This window comes from Bacteroidota bacterium, assembly GCA_030706745.1.
GTDB lineage: Bacteria > Bacteroidota > Ignavibacteria > Palsa-1295 > Palsa-1295 > PALSA-1295.
Genome location: JAUZNX010000001.1, coordinates 1 through 20407, shown reverse-complemented (window position 1 = coordinate 20407; position 20407 = coordinate 1). Strand labels below are relative to the sequence as shown.

General features: G+C 53.5%; 12 protein-coding genes. 10 read left to right on the top strand and 2 right to left on the bottom strand.

Features of this window, described 5'->3' with window-relative positions; translation table 11 throughout:
• Positions 1-209: 209 nt before the first annotated feature.
• The 4 genes from Q8902_00060 to Q8902_00045 all read left to right on the top strand — a co-directional run bounded on the left by Q8902_00060 (position 210) and on the right by Q8902_00045 (position 4621).
• Entirely contained in the window at positions 210-1577 is a 1368-nt protein-coding gene (locus Q8902_00060; GenBank protein ID MDP4197948.1) for a DUF4921 family protein, read from the top strand.
• A gap of 228 nt (positions 1578-1805) precedes the next feature.
• Entirely contained in the window at positions 1806-1955 is a 150-nt protein-coding gene (locus Q8902_00055) for a type II toxin-antitoxin system Phd/YefM family antitoxin (GenBank protein ID MDP4197947.1), read from the top strand.
• Positions 1956-2497: 542 nt separating this feature from the next.
• Entirely contained in the window at positions 2498-4057 is a 1560-nt protein-coding gene (locus Q8902_00050) for a hypothetical protein (protein ID MDP4197946.1), read from the top strand.
• Positions 4058-4228: 171 nt separating this feature from the next.
• Positions 4229-4621 (top strand): hypothetical protein, encoded by a 393-nt coding sequence (locus tag Q8902_00045; GenBank protein MDP4197945.1) that lies wholly within the window; start codon positions 4229-4231, stop codon positions 4619-4621.
• A gap of 616 nt (positions 4622-5237) precedes the next feature.
• On the opposite strand, the gene Q8902_00040 is transcribed toward Q8902_00045, so the two are convergent.
• Both Q8902_00040 and Q8902_00035 read right to left on the bottom strand, forming a co-directional pair.
• Positions 5238-5864 (bottom strand): aminotransferase class IV, encoded by a 627-nt coding sequence (locus Q8902_00040; GenBank protein ID MDP4197944.1) that lies wholly within the window; start codon positions 5862-5864, stop codon positions 5238-5240.
• On the bottom strand, positions 5848-6852 hold the full coding sequence (locus tag Q8902_00035) for an aminodeoxychorismate synthase component I (GenBank protein ID MDP4197943.1): 1005 nt from the start codon (positions 6850-6852) through the stop codon (positions 5848-5850). Before Q8902_00035 ends, Q8902_00040 begins: the two co-directional genes overlap by 17 nt.
• On the opposite strand from Q8902_00035, the gene Q8902_00030 reads away from it, so the two are divergent.
• The 6 genes from Q8902_00030 to Q8902_00005 all read left to right on the top strand — a co-directional run.
• Positions 6846-7415, top strand: coding sequence for an aminodeoxychorismate/anthranilate synthase component II (locus Q8902_00030; GenBank protein MDP4197942.1), 570 nt, complete (start codon positions 6846-6848; stop codon positions 7413-7415). The genes Q8902_00035 and Q8902_00030 overlap by 7 nt on opposite strands.
• Positions 7416-7453: 38 nt before the next feature.
• A complete protein-coding gene (xseB, locus tag Q8902_00025) occupies positions 7454-7759 on the top strand; it encodes an exodeoxyribonuclease VII small subunit (GenBank protein ID MDP4197941.1) in 306 nt (101 codons plus the stop codon).
• A gap of 4 nt (positions 7760-7763) precedes the next feature.
• The gene (gene dxs, locus Q8902_00020; protein ID MDP4197940.1) at positions 7764-9764 is read left to right on the top strand and encodes a 1-deoxy-D-xylulose-5-phosphate synthase; all 2001 of its coding nucleotides are present in this window, start codon (positions 7764-7766) and stop codon (positions 9762-9764) included.
• 164 nt (positions 9765-9928) lie between these two features.
• Positions 9929-14236 carry a T9SS type A sorting domain-containing protein gene (locus tag Q8902_00015; protein MDP4197939.1) on the top strand — a complete coding sequence of 1436 codons (4308 nt, stop codon included), beginning with the start codon at positions 9929-9931 and terminating at the stop codon, positions 14234-14236.
• Between the two features lie 312 nt (positions 14237-14548).
• Positions 14549-17587, top strand: a complete 3039-nt coding sequence (locus Q8902_00010; protein ID MDP4197938.1) for a choice-of-anchor D domain-containing protein — start codon at positions 14549-14551, stop codon at positions 17585-17587.
• 340 nt (positions 17588-17927) lie between these two features.
• The coding region (locus Q8902_00005) for a choice-of-anchor D domain-containing protein (protein ID MDP4197937.1) at positions 17928-20407 on the top strand (2480 nt) is incomplete at its 3' end.

The window sequence follows — 20407 nt, the reverse complement described above, 5'->3', positions numbered from 1 at the left end:
TCTGCTTTGCCATTGTTTCTCATGCGTTCACCTTCTGCTCGAGTTCAGATTCCAAAGGATGTGCCAATAAGTAAACCATTTCCAAGTCAATGGAATTCACCTGGGGGGTAATCGAGAATCAGGATGAGGAACCGAGAGCGAAAACGAAATCATGAAGTCATCCCGCCCAACTATCCGTTATCCACTTTCCACTATCCACTATTTCCGGGGTGCAATACTCGAATTACTACACCGTGATGGCCGATGGGACCATCAAGCAGGTTAACCCGTTCACCGATAACGAGGTCTGGAGCGTGCCGGGCCGCTCGGCAAGGGTGGCCAGCGGCATTGCGCAGGCGTTTTCGCCAAATGGCTCCTCGCCGCATGCCCAGCCGCTCGCGCCCGAGGATCTTACCTCCTATTGCGCGTTCTGCTCCGACCGGCTCTTCGAGACTCCACCCGAAAAGTCCCGGCTGATCCCGGAAGCCGACGGCACGTACACACACCGCGATCACGTCCCGCCCAGCGAAATTCAAGCCGCAATCGATCAGCATACGCCAAATCCCTGGCTGTTCCGGCGCGTGCCGAACCTCTTCGAAATCGTCACCATCGACTACTGGAAGAAAAACTACGATTACCATCTTTCCAGCCAGAATACTGACTGGAAAGAAATGTATCTCGCGGATCCGGCTGGCGCGCACCACATTCGGGATATCCTCGCGTATCGGCTGCGGGCCACCGGGATGTCCCAAGAACGAATCGACTCGCTCCCCAAAGAAGACCTGCTTCTTATGGCCGATGCCTTTTTCGGCGGGGGACACGAGCTTGTTATTGCCGCTCCACACTTCACGCGCGATGCCACCGATGCCACTCAGCTTTTTTCTTCGGGCGATATGACACCCGAAGAGCATCACCAGTATTTCAAGTTCACGATCGATGCGATGTCCGATATCTTCGCATCGAACCGCTACATTCGATACATCTCGGTCTTCCAAAACTGGCTGGCCCCGGCCGGCGCGAGCTTCGAGCACCTCCATAAGCAACTCGTCGGAATCGACGATTGGGGTGCATCCATCAAGCACCAGATCGACATGCTCCGGCTCGACCCGAACGTCTATAACAGTCTGGCTGCGAACCTGCTCTCGATGCATAATCTCATCTTCGCCGAAAACGAAGAGGCCGTCGCCTTTGCCGGTATCGGACACCGGCACCCGACGATTGAAGTATTTTCCAAGAGCTATTTCTCACGGCCTTACGAACACTCCGAACAGGAAATTCGCGGCATGAGCGATCTCGTCCAGGCCTGCCATGCCGCCAGCGGCGCGCGCATCTCCTCGAACGAAGAATGGTACTACACGCCGATCGATGCCATCTACAAAATGCCGTGGCACGTCCTCATCAAGTGGCGCGTCAACACCGCCGCCGGATTCGAGGGGGGCACGTCGATCTATATCAATCCCATCGCGCCGCTCGAACTCCGCGATCGTATCGTCCCGAATCTTTATCGTCTGCGCGATGAAGGCCGCATCTCCAGCAAAATTCGCATCGCCGAAGAATGCCAGATCCGCCCGAACCCGCTGCGGTATTACCTCGAGTAGCGCAAGGAAGGCATGTAGTGTGGAGTTCCACTCCTCACATTCCACGAGTGGTAGCGACCTGCGGAGTACCACAAAACGCCAACCCAAAGCCGCGAAGCGGCGAATGGACATAGCTTTGTAGCTCCGTTAGGAGCGAAATAGTTGTAGCCGTGGGTTTCAACCCACGGTACGATAGAGGAGATAGACCATGCGTTTGCACAAAATAGAAGGATAGAGAACGGCACCGAGGTGGTCGTTCTGCCTAAGGACGAATTTCTCTCACTCCAGGAGAAGGCCGAGGATTACGAGGATCTGCTCGATCTCGAAGAAGCCATCCGCAAAAACGCGGACGACCCCGGCGTCTCTTATGAGGAATTCCGCAAAACGCTTGGACTGTAAGGTCAGGTGTCGAAGCCGCAAAAAGCAAGTCCCGCTAAAGGAAGCAATCTTCTCGCATTGTGTAGTGTGGAGTTCCACTCCACACATCTCGCGAGTGGTAGCGACTTGCGGAGTACAACACAACGCCCAGCCAAAGCCGCGAAGCGGCGAATGGACTTAGCCCAGGGTGAGGCGAATCGCTCCGATGGTGCGCCGGACCGTGGCACTTCCAGGATCTCTCGCTGGGCTACTCTTCGTCAATGAGTCCGAGCTGGAGAGAGGACGACCTTTCGAACTCGGATAACTCCGGCTGCCTTTTGTCAAATAGGGTGTAACTTTCGTGCGATTGCAGGGTTCTTGAGGTAACAAACACCTCCATGATGGCAAATTCTATCGCAACATCCTCTTCCATTCGCTCCTGGCGGGTTTGTTTCCAATGTTTCAAAATTGCATGGGCCGTCTTGGTGATCGCATTGATCACCAATTTATCTCACGCTCAGTGGCGCAAGCTTGGACGTATTAAGATTGAAACAGAAGTGCCGTTTTTCTCTCATTGCTTTTTCTTGCGCGATCAAGGCTTTCCTAACACCGGATTCGCTTCGTTTTATCAGCCCAATGGCTCGGCAGATGGTTTTGCCGATTCTCTATACCGGACGGATGATTACGGAAGTACTTGGAAGGGCTGCGCGATGCCAGCGCCAAGCGATTTTGTTGAAGATGTTGCATTCAAGGATAGCTTGGTTGGATGGGCTTGCACAACAACCCATATTTATTCTACGACCGATGGAGGCATGAGTTGGAATTTGTCAACGCCCCTTCCTGGACTCGGCCCAAACAATTTTCATTTCTACAAGGCCTTTTATTATGCTTCTGCAAAGTGCCTGATTTTTAGCGCGAATGTGGGATTCTTGATCAGCAAGGATGATGGATTAACGTTTCGTTGGATACAGGGATTATTCGGTGGAGGGTTTATCTTCATTGACGACATGACTTACATGACATTTGGCGGTGGTGGTTCGTTTTCTAACTCCGTTCGAACAACGGACGGAGGTAACACGTGGAATCAATTCAGCGATTATCGCGGCGAATGCATGGGCCCTTATTACTCACCGATTACTGGAGAGATCTATTCAGTTCGTGGAAGTAGTGTTAGTGGCCACGACACGTTGTATGTTTCAAGCGACCGAGGCAATACGTGGCAACTTCGGCACATTTTCAAATATCGGATGGAGCCGGAGGTCGATGGGTCGTGTCAGGGAATCGCTATTGCTCCCAGTGTACTATTGTCGAAAGGCATTTGGTATTCCAAGGATTTCGGTTACACATGGGATAGTATCGGAGGCTTTGACTGCTGGGGTATTTCCTCAGGTCATTTCCTTTCCATGGACGAGACTGGCATCTATGCCTGCGATAATAATTGCAATGTGTATAAATACGATTTGCCTGCGCGGCACCTTATCGCTTCGAATGTCATCACCTACGTCACCCCTACGGGTTATGAAACGAAGCTGTTTCTCGACATCGATTCGACGTTTAAGCAATACCCTATAGCTTCATTTGAAGCAATGCTCCGGGCGAATTTTAGTCTCGGCAAAGTCCAAGTTAAGGCTGCCAGTGGATGGACGCTAACGATGTCACCGATAGATTCGGAATCGCTTTCGCTTGTCTATAGGAGAGATTCCGGAATTGAGGCGTCATCCGATAGCGCAACCCTCTCCTTAATCTATTCCGATTCTGTTTCGCAAGACCTGACTGTGTCAATTACACCGCTATCCGCGAATGGGCGTACAATCTCAGAGTGCCTGAGTGATGCAATCTATACGTTTCGTCCGGCCTGCTCAGATCCTATCCTTCGACACTACCTTAACGATGAGCCATTCAATTCACGAATCGTCGAGCGCGACGGCTCGAGCATACTTGATGTAAGTATCTGGAATTCGAGTCCCATACGCCTGGACGCATTGAATACGCTTGGTGTCATTGTCGGGACAGTTGAATTGAGCGGAGCCGGAACAGGTCGCTTTCAGTACGATCTCGGTGTGCTGTTTCATGGGGCTCGATTCAATTTCGTTCGAATATCGAATTCAGGCGCGTCAAGAGTTCTTCTGACGCCATCCAACTGAATGCTGCGAGTCGATCCTTCATCAGGCTCAGGACAAGCCTCTTAGACCGACTCCGCTGATGCACGATTAAAGCCCGGCAACGGCCTAAAAGGCTGTGCTACACGGGCCCGGTATACAAGAATGGCACGAAAGCGTTCGGCACCGCCGTTGAGACTTTGGGAGGGATTGAGCTTGAATAAGAAACGAGTTGTACAGTTCTTCTTGCTCGCGGCGGCGCTAATGGTCGTTACGATTGCCGCTCCCGCGCAGTGGGTCCATGTGCTCACGACCGATAGCTCGCGATACGAAGGCACGCTCCTAGCCGATAGCGCGACGTTCGTGATTCTACAGTCCTACGGAGACAAGTTGCTGATTTCGCGGGACCGGATACTTCGGATCGAGTATCCACCGCCTGCCCCCTCTCTGCACCGAAGCGACAAATTTCTCAAAGGGAGTATCGTTTTTGGCGGTACGATCGGCACGCCCGGAGGGCTCAATTTTATTGCTGGCGGATATGCTGCCCGGATCGGTTATCGGGCGTTGGACTTGGCGCGCTTCCCGCGGAGGAGGCAGGTAAGTACATGATTATCGAAGCGGCGCAGGGAACACTCTCGTATGTCGTGTCGCGCAATAGCACCACTCTTTTCGAGATCTGCGCCTTCGCGAGTTCAACTGCTGCGCCAAATTTGTTCGGAGAGGGGACTCCCCCTAGCTGGAGTTCGCTGGGCTTAGGACTTGGTTGGAATTATTACGGACTCTTTCTCGAAGGGGGCTGGGCGCTCCTGCAATCCGGCCACGAGCCACAGAGTAATCTCCACTTTCAAATCGGATACGTTCACGAAGCGAGAACCGGACAACTGCCATACCGGAAGCCACTTCACTCAATGCTGTATTTCCCACACAATCCTCTCGAGTCCCAAACTCCAGCGACTCCTGGAAACCGAGGATGGGCGCGGCGGGTGCCACTAACTCTCATGCGCCGGGACAAAACAATTTTCAAAATTCATCAACAATATGCGATGCCGGAGGTATCGAACCACGTTATATTAGGTGGAGGGGGGCCTCATCGAAATATGAAATATGAAGTATGAAATATGAATTGCGGTGAGTCAGGTGGCTAAATTCGCAGAAAATGCAGTCATGGCTTGCCGGGTGACACCGTAACTGTTTCATGAAAAATTTCCCAAAACACAATATATAATTATATGGCGTGTCCATGGGACAGAATAGAGGGCCGCGTGACAATCCTGTCAATCCCAAACTCTGGCGACTCCTCGAATCCGAGCATCGCATTGATGAGTTTGAACGACTTGAAGTTTGCCAGATCAACGTCGCGAATCGTTGCAGGAGAAATCTGTCCTGTTCGCAAGAGCCACTCGCGCATGCGTCCTGCGAGCAGCGGAGTGTCCGGCGTGACCCATCGCTCGCCATCAGAGAATGCGATATTGGCATGATACGCATCAGTGATGAAGCCGTGCTTTACGATGATGATGCCGTCCGGCGCGGCGGAGTCCATGAGGGCGAGCAATCGTTGCCGGTCGGTGAGCTTGTGGGAGTACTGGATTGCGTCATCGCGTACCAACTGAAATCTCTCGGGCAGTGCGACAATGTATCCCTCGAACGTGACGCGCTCGATCTCGCGGCCATACTCGATGCGACATTTGAAGCGACCGGACTTGCATTCGTCGGGTATGGTGAGACCTCGCAAGCTGATCGGGTCATCGAGTCCGAGGAGCGCCTTGCGCGAGGCGTTCATCCGTTCCGCGTGCAGTTCGAGCAAGCGAAACGCGCCATCCTGCACACGGATCGCTTCAAACAAGAGGGACATAGACTTTATCAATCATTTCTTGATACTCAGCGTCTGCATCGCTATACATTGTAATGCCACCGCCGCTCTTGAATACAAAGCCAGCATCATACTTCTCGATGAAGCGAATCATCACCGCGCTATCCACTTCGTTACCATCGAATACACCGAAGATTCCGGAATAGTATCCGCGATCGTAACCCTCGATCTCATCGATGATCTCGCACGTCTTCTGCTTCGGCGCTCCCGTGACCGAACCGGCGGGCAGCAGCGCTTGAAAAATATCGCCCAAGCGTGCAGGCCAATCGCCTGCAAGTGCGCCGCTGATTGTTGAACTCACCTGCAGAAGTGTCTTCTGGTTTGTCTCGATGCGAGTAATATGACGGAATGAATCGACCTCGACGCTGCTGGCAATCTGGCTCAAATCATTGCGAATTAGATCGACGATGGTATAGTGCTCGGCGGTCTCTTTCGGGTCGGTCAGAATTCTGTTCTCGGCATTGGGTAAGGCCGCGTCAATGGTGCCCTTCATCGGACAGGAAGCGATGCGTTGATCCTTGATTTTCACGAAACACTCGGGTGAAAAAACGAGAATCGAGTCCTCAAGCAGAATCTTATATTCGGCATTCACATCATGAAAGATCGATCGCAAGTTGGATTCCAGCGCGACTGGTGTCCTGCACGTCAAGTTCAGCAAGTAGGTATCGCCGCGCTGGATGTGCGCCATCGCTCGCGCGAATTTTTGTTGATAGACCGAGAAGGATTCCGGTAACTTCGAAAAACCAAGTGTGGGAGCATGATCGGAAGTCTCGTTGGCGTTCGTTCGATTGGGAATCTTGAACAGCACCGCTTCCGGCTTCACTTCCGAAAGCGGAATGAGGAGTGGCTGGCGAATCGCATAATCGATAACGAAAAGAAACGGCATGGACTCGCGTCCCCATTCGTTCATACGAGCGAAGACCTCGGCCTGAGGCACGAGCCATTTTGCAAGTCCGCCAGAGAATGTCACAAGTATTATTAGTCGATAATCGCGATTCGTTTACGCACAATCTCGCGCAGATCATTCGCGAGAATGCGCGTTGCGAGTGTACGATTGTGGCGCACCACAACATTGGCTCGGTTGAGATTGGTCGCTTCGATAAGATCATCCTCTCGCCGGGTCCCGGCTTGCCGCGCGAGTTTCCCGAGCTGTTCGATCTGCTTAAAGCCTATGCCGCATCGAAGCCGATCCTCGGTGTGTGCCTCGGGATGCAGGCCATCGCAGAGTTCTTTGGCGGGTCGCTCTACAATCTGCCGATGCCGCGGCATGGCCGGCGTGTCAAGATCATGCGGGAACAGGATGACATTCTGTTCGAACGAGCATCTGCCGAGACATTTGTAGGCCTCTATCATTCCTGGGCGGTGGACCGAGCATCATTACCCGACGATCTGGAGGTTACCGCGAGCGGTCCGGATGGAGTCGTCATGGCGCTCAGGCACAAGCACCTGGATATTCGCGGGGTGCAGTTTCATCCCGAGTCCTATATGACCGAGCATGGCATCGCGATGCTTCAGAACTGGCTAGCGAGTTAAGCCGGGACGAAGCGCGAGGGCCGGTTGTTACAAAAATAGTGGCGCGACAGAAACAACACCCCCAACCCATCGCGAGCGCACCGTTGGTGCACTTCGAGCAGGATTTCGACCGGCTGGCAACGCTCGTCGACAAGCTTGAACAAGGCAATGTCCCGCTTGGCGAGATGCTCGCGCTCTATGAAGAGGCGATGACGCTCTCGGAGCGGCTGAAAACGACACTGGATGAAGCAGAACTTCGAGTCGAGAAGCTTGCCGCGATCCATGAAGAGAGCATCCGATCATCCACTATTATAGAGTCTGACCTCGAAGAGAACGATTTAGAGGATTCGGAGGATTTGTTCTGAGCTTATGCCAGATTACCCTTATCTCGATCAAATCGACACTCCCGCCGATCTCCGCAAGCTGAAGGTAACCGACCTGAAGGGCGTCTCCAATGACGTTCGCGAGTACCTCATCGACACCATTTCGCAGACCGGCGGACATTTCGGCGCCGGACTCGGCGTTGTCGAACTCAGCGTGGCGCTCCACTATGCGCTGAACACGCCCACAGACAAGGTCATCTGGGATGTTGGACATCAAGCATATCCGCACAAAATTCTTACCGGCCGCAAGGACCGTCTGAGCACGATCCGCAAGACAGGTGGCCTCGCGCCGTTCCTCAAGCGCGAAGAAAGCGATTACGATGTTTTTGGCGCAGGTCACGCTTCGACCTCGATCAGCGCGGCGCTCGGTATTGCCACCGCCCGCGATTTTGCCGGTGATACCTACAAAGTCGCCGCCGTGATCGGTGATGGCTCCATGACCGGCGGGATCGCATATGAGGCGCTCAACAACTGTGGCATGCTCAGAAAGGACATTCTTGTCATCCTGAATGACAATCGGATGTCCATCGCACCGAACGTCTGGGCGTTGCATGAGTACTTTAATTCGCTCATCACGAACCCCAAAGTCCGCAAGTTCAAGGACCAGGTTTGGGATAAACTCGAAGGCCACGACCGTCTGCGGCTGGCCGGCTCCAAACTCGTGGACGGAATGAAGGCCGTCATGACGCCCGGCATGATGTTCGAGGCGCTCGGCTTCAAGTATTTTGGTCCGATCAACGGCCACAATGTGGTCAAACTGGTCGAAACGCTGGAATTTTTAAAGGACCAGACCGGGCCTCTGTTGTTGCATGTCATCACCGAGAAGGGCAAGGGCTACGCGCCCGCCGAGTCGCACGTGCAGCGGTACCATGCAGCCTCTGGGGCGTTCGATAAGATCACTGGCGCAGCGATCGTCAAGCCTATTGCGGCCCCTACACCACCCGAATATACCAAAGTCTTCGGCAACGCCTTGCTTGAAATCTGTAAGGCGAATCCACTCGTCGTCGGCATCACGGCCGCGATGCCGGACGGCACAGGCCTGAATATTCTCCAGAAGGAGTTGCCCGACCGGTTCTTCGATGTTGGAATCGCCGAGCAACATGCCGTGACATTCGCCGCTGGCATGGCGACTCAGGGGTTTACACCAGTCTGCGCGATCTACTCCACATTCCTTCAGCGCGCGTTCGACCAGATCGTCCACGATGTGGCGCTCCAAAAGCTGCCCGTGGTCTTCGCGTTAGACCGCGCCGGACTTGTGGGCGCCGACGGCCCGACGCACCATGGCGCGTTCGATCTTTCCTATCTCCGCCTCATCCCGAATATGACCATCATGGTCCCAAAGGACGAGCAGGAACTGCGCGATATGCTGTTTACCGCAACATCGGGTAGTGGAGAGTTGGCAGTGGATAGTGGAGAGATTGCGGAAACCCACTCCACTCCCCTCTATCCACTATCCACTATCAACTGCAAGGGTCCCATCGCTATTCGCTATCCCCGTGGCGCCGGAGTCGGTGTGCCGCTGGCAGCCAAAGGCTTCCGCCGCATCCCGATCGGTCAGGGCGAAATGCTGCGCGATGGCTCAGATGTCGTGGTTGTCGGGGTTGGACCTATCCTTTATGAGGCGCTCAAAGCCGCCGAGGACCTGGCTGTCGATGGCATTTCGGTCGCCGTGGCCAATGCCCGGTTCGTCAAGCCGCTCGATGCCGCCTTGCTCGAAGGACTCGCCGCGCGCTTCAAGCATATTGTGACCGTTGAAGAAAATACGATAGCTGGCGGTTTTGGCAGCGCAGTGGCGGAATATTTCGCATCCCGCAACATCCTTCATCCTTCATCCGTTATCCCTCATCCCTTAATAATCGGCATTCCAGACCAGTTTATCGAGCATGGAGCGCCCCAGGCCCTGAGTGCAAGCATTGGACTCACTCGCGAGGGTATCCGTGAGCGCGTGCGCGCCCTGGTGCAAACACCCATTCTGACTGGGGTCTAAACAAACCTGCCGCCGGAGCCAAAACCCCGCTTTTGTAGGCTCCGGCGATTTTCGCTGTATTTTTGTAACTCCGGTGAGGGCATGAGCAATCATGCGATTTATTCTCGCCCGGTCCGCGTTGTTTTTTATTATCATTTTGTAACCATCCACTTTCACTCGTCCCCATGAGTAAAGTACGAGCCACACTTCTCTCCGTCATCCTTCTCGCATCCGTCGGATTCGCGACCTCTCAGGACGCTCTCGCGCAATGGAGTGGTAAGATTACCGCGCCATTCAATATTACGTGCGTGAAATTCCTGCAGGCCGAAAACGCACGCGAGCCTTCACCGCTTCCAATGGCTACGTTCCATCATGGCCTCGTGGGGGGGCCGCAAGGCATCCAGTACTGTAACTCGACCGGGGCCTGGACCGTGGCGACGGTTCCTACGAACTGGACTGATGGCTGGATCAGCGATTTTTCATTCGAGGATACGCTCACGGGCTACGCCTCGATCTATGGTGCGGCACCCACGTTCTATTCTTTGCCGCTTGTTTCGGCCGTTCTCAAGACCACCGATGGCGGAGCGACCTGGAATTTCCTCACAAATGCGCCTCCAGAAGTGCGTGGGCTCTTCTACAATTGGAACAACCAGCGATTGTACTGCTCGAGTGGTGGCATCGATGATATTGGTACTTCCGGGATGACGGGTGCTTTTGTCTCGACAAACCATGGCACGGATTGGAGCCTCATAAACGTCACCAAGCCGCCCAATCCAGCCGAAAATCTTGCCGCTTGGTGCTATTATACTGGCTTCGCGTCATGGAATGGAACGGACATCGTGCTTGCCACCGAGGGTGGGCCAGTTAACCCATGCGTCGGCGCGAGTCCGTTAGATCCATTTAGCGATCCTAAATGGCTTGCTTCGCACGATGGAGGAGTTACTTGGCAACAAATTCCCATGAACGTGAGCAGCATGCAGCCTGTCGCGCTTAAAGGTACCAAAGCATTTTTCGCTTCAACCAATTATCAGCGGACGGTGCCTCAGCAGAGCAGCATTTACACGTCATCCGATAACGGCAATACCTGGCGCGCAAACTCAGGCTTTTTGCAGACGACCGACGAACTGACCGAAACAATGGGCGGGGATCCTTGCTGTATTGTCGCTGCGGACAATTCCGGAAACGGAATTATTTACTCGATCGATGATGGAGGAACCTGGCAGCCGATGAGTGGTGGACCGCTGACCCCACTCGAACTGCGCTTCTATGTCGGTTCCGATTCCATCTGGGCATTTGATGGAACACGATTGTTGCAGTCGGCTCAACGCCCGACGCCGCATCCTATCCATATTTACCCTAACGCCGTTAACTTTGCGCATTCCGGATGTTTCACGTCTGATACTGTCATTCAGCTGTTCGGATGTAATTGTGGCAACGCAACACTCCTTTTTGATTCGATTCAGCACATTTCTGGGGTCGCAGCAGATACGAGTAAATTTGCCGTTGGCTCGAATAGCAGTGGGGCGATGTGGCCGGGACCACCATTGCCACATGCATTCTGCGGACCGGATCAGGCCCATATTCAGTACACACCGAATGGACCAAATCCCGATACCGTCATCGCCCATCTGATCATTCAGAATAACGGGGCCACGATCGATACTCCTATCCAGGTTATCGGTAACGGTGCGCCAGCCACGTACACAGCCAATTTCTCGACCCAAAAGGCCGTAGTCATTTATGGGAAATCGTGCCAACAGGTGGACACTGATCTCATATTGTATAATACCACTTGTTCCGATCTTACAATTCAGAGCATAACGACCCCTCAGATCGACGGTGCATTCTCGGTAACCCTTCCATCAGGGCAACTTTTATTGCCAGGCCATGGCGGCTCGCAAGCAATCCATATTCATGCTCTGGCAACGAAGCCGAATACATTCAATTTGCAGATCACGGTCCATGTAAATGGTCTTCCTGATAAGACTTTCTACATCACTTACGAAGACACGGGAAGTATCATCCCACCTTACACTCGCGGTTTTGTTCTGCGGGATACGTTCGATTGCGTCCGGCATGCCCTCAATGATACGGCGGTCTATTACTTTGACACGACTTGCCTGCCAGTAAACATCTCAAACATCCAGCTTGCAAATCAAAACGACCCCAATTTCCGGATCGATCTCCCACAATTGCCCGACACGGTGTATCCGCCACCACCACCGCCGGGTCATCAATCGGTCCTAAAACTTAAGGTTCACTTACTCAGCACAAAGCCTGGCACTTATCGAGATACGATCATGTGGATCGATACGATGTCCGACGGCACTGGAATAATGTCGCGAACGCCGATTGAATACACTATTCTCCAGCCGATTACTCTTAAGCCGGCGGGTCCGACGAACATACCGTTCGGTTGTATCTCGCCATGTAACAGAGATACGATCTTCTTCCCTATCAAGATTGCGAATCCCTGTGATTTCGGAGTACGCGTTAGTGGATACAGCGAGAACATAACGCTCGGCGGCTATTCAGTAATCCGACATCCAGTGGTTGGCGACTCTCTTCTGCCGGGTGCTAAGGACACAATTATTGTCGTATGGCCGTTCGGCGCTACTCAGAACCCAGCTAATGGCTCGGTCACAGTCACCTACCGCCACGGCTCTGACTCTTCAGTAGTTCAGTATACTTTCAGTGGCACGGCATGCCCAAGTGTCAACGCCTCAATCACTCCATTTTCGAATACGCTCGGCAACATACGGCTTGGATGTGATTCTGTCGATGTATGGGATTCGATTCAAAACACCGGATGTAATGCAATCGAGAAGATTGCATCAATCAACTTCCTCTCTGGAAGAGCCATTTTGGTGAGTCCGCAAGTGGGTGATATTCTCAAGCCGGATACTACCATCCCACTTCATCTTCGCTTCGTGCCGCAGCCAGGCGAGACCGGCCAAATTTGTGGTACGATCTCATTGTTTATTACCAGTGCGACGCCTCCGGTATTTGGTGTCAATGACACGATTACATGGTGCGCCAATGTCATCCCTGCTCAGAAAAGCGCGACGATATCCTCGATTCAGAAGCAGGATTCGATTCCATGCGGCAGTACCTGGGATACCACGATCTGCATTGTGAACACGGCGAGCTGCGGCGCTCCGCTTAAGATCGATAGTGCCGTCCAAAGCTCCGCTCATCTCACAGTCTCGGGTAGCTTTCCAGCGATGATCCCGCCCGGCGGGACATTCTGCTTCACAGCGCACTTTGCGCCACCCACGCCGACACAAACCGCGGGACTTATCTCCGGACAAATCAATGTCTTCGGCGATACCAGCTTCACGGTGCCGTACAATATACCGTATCAGCCGTGCAGCACAGGAACGGCACTCAGAATCGACACCGCGGGCAAAACCGATGTCTCAACACTACGTTGTATCGTGTTGCTCGACACCATGTCGATCACGGTATTAAGTGGTTCGGCGACGTTCAACACGGCCACTCTAAATCCGGCTGGAGGTGGTTATAGCCTGACAGTGCTTCCTCCGGGGACCGGGCAGGTAGTCAATACAGGTGAGACTCTCAAGTTTGTCGTGAGCTTCAATCCGGATCTCGCGGCAGGCGGCGGAACAACGAGCGTCGTCATCACCTACACGAAGCAAGATGGCAGCCCGGGAACGCCGATCACAATCCCGATTCAGACAAACGTCACGGGTTCGCACTATAATGTGCAGCTTGCACTTTCATCGCCGGATGGAGCGTTGATCTCGCCACATAGTTCAGCGACAAATGCCATCAAGCGTTTTGTTATTACCGCGCAGGGGAGTCAGATCCCATCTTCAGTCGGTGTAACTGACTTCAAAATTGACTTGAAGTATAACACGAATTTACTGACTCTTGCTGGTATTGCTCCTGGCTCAAATTGGAAGAACGGATCTGGCCAGCCAGTTGACGGCTCCAATGATTCGCTTGTCTTTGTAATGCAACCAACAGCACCGATTAATCCTGGTGATGTAATTGCTACGGTTTCGATGACTGCGGCGATTCCGGATACAGATAAGACGTCCGTTTCGATTGGTCCGGCCTCGTTCAATCCGAATGATGTGAATTTCGCACGATGCACGGCCTCGGCCTTGAGTAACGGAGATCAGATACCGGTACAGTTGGAATTGAACTGCAATGATTCGATCATCTTGAAATCGAATCAGGGTAATTTGAGTACTGTCACCAATATTCAAGTCATTCCGAATCCGGCCCACAAGTCTGGCGATGGCTCTGCGACGCTGCAATTCACTTCGCTTGTGAATGCGGATGCGACAGTCGATCTGCTCGATCTGAGCGGCAAGCAAGTTGCGCAGCTTGCGCACGGCACGATGCCGAAGGGCGATCATACGCTTCCGATCCCAACAGCCACATTGGCCGAAGGGACATACTTCGCACGGATTCAAATCGGCGGCTTCACCGTCGTCCGTAAGTTCGTGATTGAAAAGGAGTAGGCGCATATTCGTCTTGCCGAAATCTTGACAGAGACCCCTCTCCGGAGGGGTTTCTCTTTTGAAGTAGATAAGATAATATCCGGGCGTTGCACACGGAATGCTAGTGGAAGAATTCTTTTCGATTTCGAACAATCGGCAATTAATTGTATTATCTTTGTGCACCTAAGTTAAGCGCGAGGTATTCTCGATTTAGTGGTTCTCCATCAACAGCTCATGGGGAGTGCTGATGGTCATGGTTCGTTTTTTGATTCGTTGCGGCATGCAATGCTTGACTGGATTTCAGCATGGGGCAACTTAAAACATGATTAGGTTATGAAAACTTGGATACGATTCGGTACGGCGAGCCTCGCTTCGCTGGTTTTGATGTTGCTCGCAATGGGCGCATTCACGTCTGGCGCATCCGCGCAGGGACGGGTCAATAAATACACGGTGACGACGCCGAACTTAAGCTGGAATGACCTCCAGAACACTGGAGGCAATTGGCTCTACACCGATGTATGGCGCTATTACTACGGTGCCCTGACGACATCTCTCCCGTTCAAGTTCACATACGACAACACGACGTTTAGTGCGGGTACGACCATCTATATTCAGGATGCGTCGATCGGCATCGGGTCGAACTCGAACTACGGCGATAATAATGGCGGGCTTGCTAATTCTTCATACCCTGCGCGTCTATTTCCCTGGGGCGCGAACTACGTTGCCATGGGCGACAACTCCACCAATGCCGGCCAGAGCCCGAGCTATGGAATTTTAGAACAGACGACCGGGACCTCGCCGAATCAGGTGTATACGATTCAGATGACCGGCGTTCACACGTGCTGGGGCTCCATGTATACCTCGCCGTCCTGTATCAGTAGTATGCAGGTCAAATTTTATCAGGCTACCGGCGTCATTCAATTCCTCTATGAGGCCCACAGCAATGACATGTCCGGAAGCTATTCCGCCGGTATCGGAATCAATGGCACGACATCGCCTTCTTTCCAGTATTTGAGCTACACGACCGGCACATGGAGCACGCCCGGAACCGATCTGCAATTCACCCCGCCGCTCCCACCCGCGCAGCTATCCTTGCAGCCAAAGTCGCTTAATTACGGCAATGTCGGCACCGGTTTCACGCTTACGCAATACGACACAGTTTATAGTGTTGGTTCAAACCCACTGACGATCAAGACTGCTTCGCTAAGCGGTTCAACGGATTTTTCCATCGTAAGCGGACCCGCCAACGGGACAGTCGTTCCGGCCGGCAGCTTCGCGGCTTACGGTCTCCAGTTCGCTCCGACCAACAATGGTGCGCGCAGCGCAACTTTCACAGTTGTTTCGGACGGTAATGATTCCGCAACCCAGTCGTGCTTCCTAAATGGAACCGGGCTTGCTCCGATTGTGGAATACACATTCCCAAGCACGGTCTACCCGTATAACACGCTGTTCCATCATGTCGCCCGCGGCCTTGGTGATACTGCCATTCAGTATATCGGAGTGCAGAACAAGGGACAAGTACCGCTATACTTCAATAGCATGTATTTTATCGGCTTGCAGGCTGGTATGTATACCTTGATCCATGTTCCGCCCAACCCAATGCAGGCCGGTGCAGCCGATTCAATCGGGGTGCGCTTCATCCCGTACCTGGAAGGACGGCCGGACGCGCAATTGGTGATCAATACGGACGCGATCAACATTCCATCGGATACCGTGCAGATGTGGGGTGTGGGAATTCTTGCTCACCTCGTCATCACGCCACAAGAGGGACTTACCACGATGAACGGAGCGGGTACGCTCATGTTCGATTCGGTCGCCATTGGCGATTCAATCTGTAAATCCCTGACGTTGCACAATACTGGCTCGGACACGCTCAAGATCCTCAAGCAAATTGTGACCTATGGCGATTACGACTTCAAATTCTATCCGCTGTCCGGGTCCGATCTGACGCTTCCGCCAGATGCATCGAAGATCGTCAACGTGTGCTTCGTCCCGATCAAGCAAGGTTCTCGCTTCGCCTCGATTCGCTTCTACACGAATATTGTTAAGACCTATCCGGACAACCGCGACACCAGCCAATTCCTGATCAGCGTTACAGGTACAGGTGTGCCCTATGGTGTTCTGTCGGTCGCAGGCACCGTACTGGATTCTGTTTTGATCGATAGTACCCTCTGCACTACTGTGACGGTTAAGAATTCCGGTCTTACCGACTTGACTCTGTCGAGTGCGACGGTTACCGGTTCGAATAATTTCGTAGAGAGCACGACTCCGCCACTGCCGATCACGCTCTCAGCGGGGCAATCGCAGCTTGTTAATGTCTGCTACACACCAAAGGCACGTGGCCCCGAAGCAGCAACGTTGGTATTGAACGGCACGACGTCCGGCCGTCCCCTCACGCAGTCGCTGCCGCTCGAAGGCGTTGGCCTTGCAGCGTGTCTGGATGCAGCCCCATCGCCGCTGGCGTTTGGCTCTGCGGCGTTCTCCGGAATGACGCTTGCCAATACTGAGAACGATACGTGCATCACAGTCACGAACTGTGGCGATGTACCGGAGACTTTCTCGGCCGCACTCAGCCCGGGTACCAGCAATGCCTATTCGTTGATTGCACCATTCATCATTGGTCCGATTGCCCCTGGCGGAACAGGCACGCTGTGCGTCGCCTTTAAGCCGGACACGATCGGCATCATGCCAGGCTCGGTGATTGTCAGCGCAAGCGAGAAGTCGGCAACGGCCAAGACGCTTCCACTTGCCGGCACAGGTGCCGGTGTGGTGATCGCTGGCTCTGGCCAGGGCACGCTGACATCGCTCACCAAGTGCGACACGTTCGCCGTGACGATCCAGAACACGGGCAACACGCCCTGGACACCTGGTACGGGTGCAGTCATGTCCGGAGCAAATGGCTCGGACTTCACAGCAATCGGCACGACGACACCAGCAACGATCCCAGCCGGCGGTTCGGGAGTTCTGATGGTGCAGTTCTGCCCGACGACTTCCGGCACTGAAACTGCGGAGATGTCCTTCCCGACATCGAACCCCGCGCCGCTCTCCGGCACAGTGACACTGAACGCTGAAGGCACCTCTGCAGGTGTAACGGAGCGGACGGAGCAAAACGGCTTCTCGCTCGGTGCGAGCTATCCGAACCCGACGAACGGCAAGGCCGACGTGATCGTGACGATGCCAGGACAGGCAAAGGTAACGATTGCTCTGCTGAACCTTCAGGGCTCAGTCGTACGGACCATCTACAATGGAACGCTTAGCTTAGGCGATCACGCCATTACGCTGGATGCAACCGATCTTGCAAGCGGCACCTACTTCTACGTCTTGACGAGTGGCGACATCCGTCTGACGCGGGAGATGATCCTGAGCAAGTAGAATTTTTCGATTGATTGATGAAAAGCCCCTCGAAAGAGGGGCTTTTCGCTTTTCTACAATCTGCGTCTGGTTCGGATTGTTTGTGATTGCGGGCGTTCAGCTATCCTATTGAGCGCCAAGAAAGCCATCTGTTGAATTTTTGGTATTCCGCCAAAATTGTAGTATATTTGTGGGTCGCTCTTTTACCTGTTGGTCTTCCGGCGGAGTGTCTCCGCCTGAGACCGTTGGTGAAGAGATGTGTTTCCGTGTTCCTTTACTGAATCCTGCTTGGATCGCGCTGGTGATTCTGACCGGCCTCGTCTGGCGTCTTCAAGCGAGACACTTTTTCCCATGTTGAGCTATGAAAATTCGGAATATATTTTTTGCGAGTCTCGCTATTGCATTCCTGTCACTTTTCGCATGTGCTGTTCATGCGCAAGGCCGCATTAATCGATACAGCATCACAACTCAGAATCAGCCGTGGATCGATCTCTCCTCATCGGGCGGTACACTGATCTATGGAAGTGAATGGCGCTACTATCAGGGCGCGTTGGGAGTAAGTCTTCCCTTCGGGTTTAACTACGACAACACGTCCGTCTCGGCGGGTACGACTCTCTATATTTACGATGGAATTATCGGATTTGGAATGAGTGGGTCGTATGGAATCAACTATGGTGGATTGGGAAACGGCTCTTATCCTCAGCGACTCCTTCCATGGGGGGCATATTACGTTCAGATCGGAGATCGGACAGTCGGCTATGGCATTTACACCCAGACCACAGGCTCAGCGCCGAACCGCGTGTTTACAATTCAGATGACAAAGGTCCACACCGGATTCGGCGCAGCCAGGACCTCATCTAGCTATGCTGTCAGCATGCAGGTTAAGTTTTTTGAGACATCGAACGTCATCGAGTACCTGTATCAGAGTCACAATAATTACATGGGCGGCTCATACTCGGTGGGCATCGGTATGAATGGCTATACCTCGCCGTCCTTTCAGTCGCTGACGTATACATCAGGAACGCAGACGACACCGGCGACGGACCTTGTCTTTACTCCGCCTCCGCCGCCAGCTCAGCTTTCGCTTCAGCCCAAATCGCTCAACTATGGTAGCGTCGGCACAGGAGCGTCGCTCACGCTGTATGACACCGTCTATAGCGTTGGTTCAAGTCCGCTGATCATCAACACAGCGACACTCTCCGGCTCATCCGATTATTCCATCGTGAGCGGACCCGCCAATGGTACGGTTGTTCCCGCAGGAAATAAGGCGACCTATGGGATTCAGTTCATGCCAACCGCAGGCGGTTCTCGGAGTGCGACCTTTACAGTCAATACGAATGGCAACGATTCGGCAACTCAATCCTGCTTCTTGAATGGCACAGGGCTCGCCCCGTTTGTCGTCTATACATTCCCGAATACCGTCTATCCGTTTAATACACTGTTCCATCACGTTGCACGGCGATTCGGCGATTCGGCCACGCAGTATTTCTATGTACAGAATACCGGTTCCGCACCGTTGGTCTTCAACAGTATTTATTTTATCGGCTTGCAGGCAAACATGTATAGCGTGATTCACACGCCGCCAAATCCAATGGCACCAGGCGGATTCGATTCCATCGGTGTGCGATTCAAGCCTCGACTCGAAGGAAGACCCGATGCGCAACTCGTCGTCAATACCAATACATTCAATCTGCCTTCCGATACGGTGCAGATGTGGGGCGTTGGGATTCTGGGGCACCTTGTCATTACACCGGAGAGAGGCCTTAGCACGGTAGGCGGCGCAGGCACGTTGGTCTTCGACTCGGTCGCCATCGGCGATTCCATTTGTCGGTCGCTTACGCTGCATAATATTGGCTCGGACACAATTAACATACTTCGACAAATTGTGACCTATGGCGATTACGATTTTTCGTTCTATCCGCTGACGGGCGCCGATACGATGCTTGTGCCGGACGCATCGAAAATCGTAAATGTATGCTTCAAGCCAATCAAGCAGGGCGCTCGTTTCGCTTCGATTCGATTCTATTCGAACATCCCACTGACCTATCCTGACAACCGCGACACCAGTCAATTCCTGATCAGCGTGACGGGCACCGGAGTGCCGTATGGCATTCTTTCGCTTGCCGGTACAGTCCTGGATTCGGCATTGCTCGATAGCACCGTATGTAGCACGGTGACGATCAAGAATTCGGGTCTTTCGGATCTTCGAGTTGATAGCAGCATGATTACGGGTTCGAATGCATCGGACTTCACGTTTAGCGGTGCGAGCTTCCCGATGTTGCTTCCGTCTGGTGCATCGGTGCCAGTCTCGGTCTGCTTCAAGACTTCGACACGTGGTCCCGAAACAGCAACGCTGGTACTGAACGGCACGACATCTGGTCGTCCGCTCACACAGTCACTGCCGCTCGAAGGCGTTGGCCTTGCAGCATGTTTGGATGCAGCGCCATCGCCACTCGCGTTTGGCTCCGCCGCATACTCCGGAATGACGCTTGCGGGCACAGAGAATGACACCTGCATCACCGTCACGAATTGTGGCGATGTACCGGAGACTTTTTCGGCGGCACTCAGCCCGGGTACCAGCAATGCCTATTCGTTGATTGCACCATTCATCGTTGGTCCGATTGCTCCGGGCGGGACTGGCACGCTGTGCGTCGCCTTCAAGCCGGACACGATCGGCATCATGCCAGGCTCGGTGATTGTCAGTGCCAGTGAGAAGGCAGCATCGACCAAGACGCTTCCACTCGCCGGCACGGGAGCCGGTGTGGTAATTTCCGGCTCTGGCCAGGGCAAACTGACATCGCTGACCAAGTGCGACACGTTCGCCGTGACGATCCAGAACAC

Bases quoted from the DNA above. Each gene is read 5' to 3' on its own strand.
- Q8902_00010 (MDP4197938.1), top strand. From the start codon at position 14,549: ATGAAAACTTGGATACGATTCGGTACGGCGAGCCTCGCTTCGCTGGTT.
- Q8902_00015 (MDP4197939.1), top strand. From the start codon at position 9,929: ATGAGTAAAGTACGAGCCACACTTCTCTCCGTCATCCTTCTCGCATCC.
- Q8902_00040 (MDP4197944.1), bottom strand. From the start codon at position 5,864: ATGTCCCTCTTGTTTGAAGCGATCCGTGTGCAGGATGGCGCGTTTCGC.
- Q8902_00030 (MDP4197942.1), top strand. From the start codon at position 6,846: ATGTCACAAGTATTATTAGTCGATAATCGCGATTCGTTTACGCACAAT.
- dxs (MDP4197940.1), top strand. From the start codon at position 7,764: ATGCCAGATTACCCTTATCTCGATCAAATCGACACTCCCGCCGATCTC.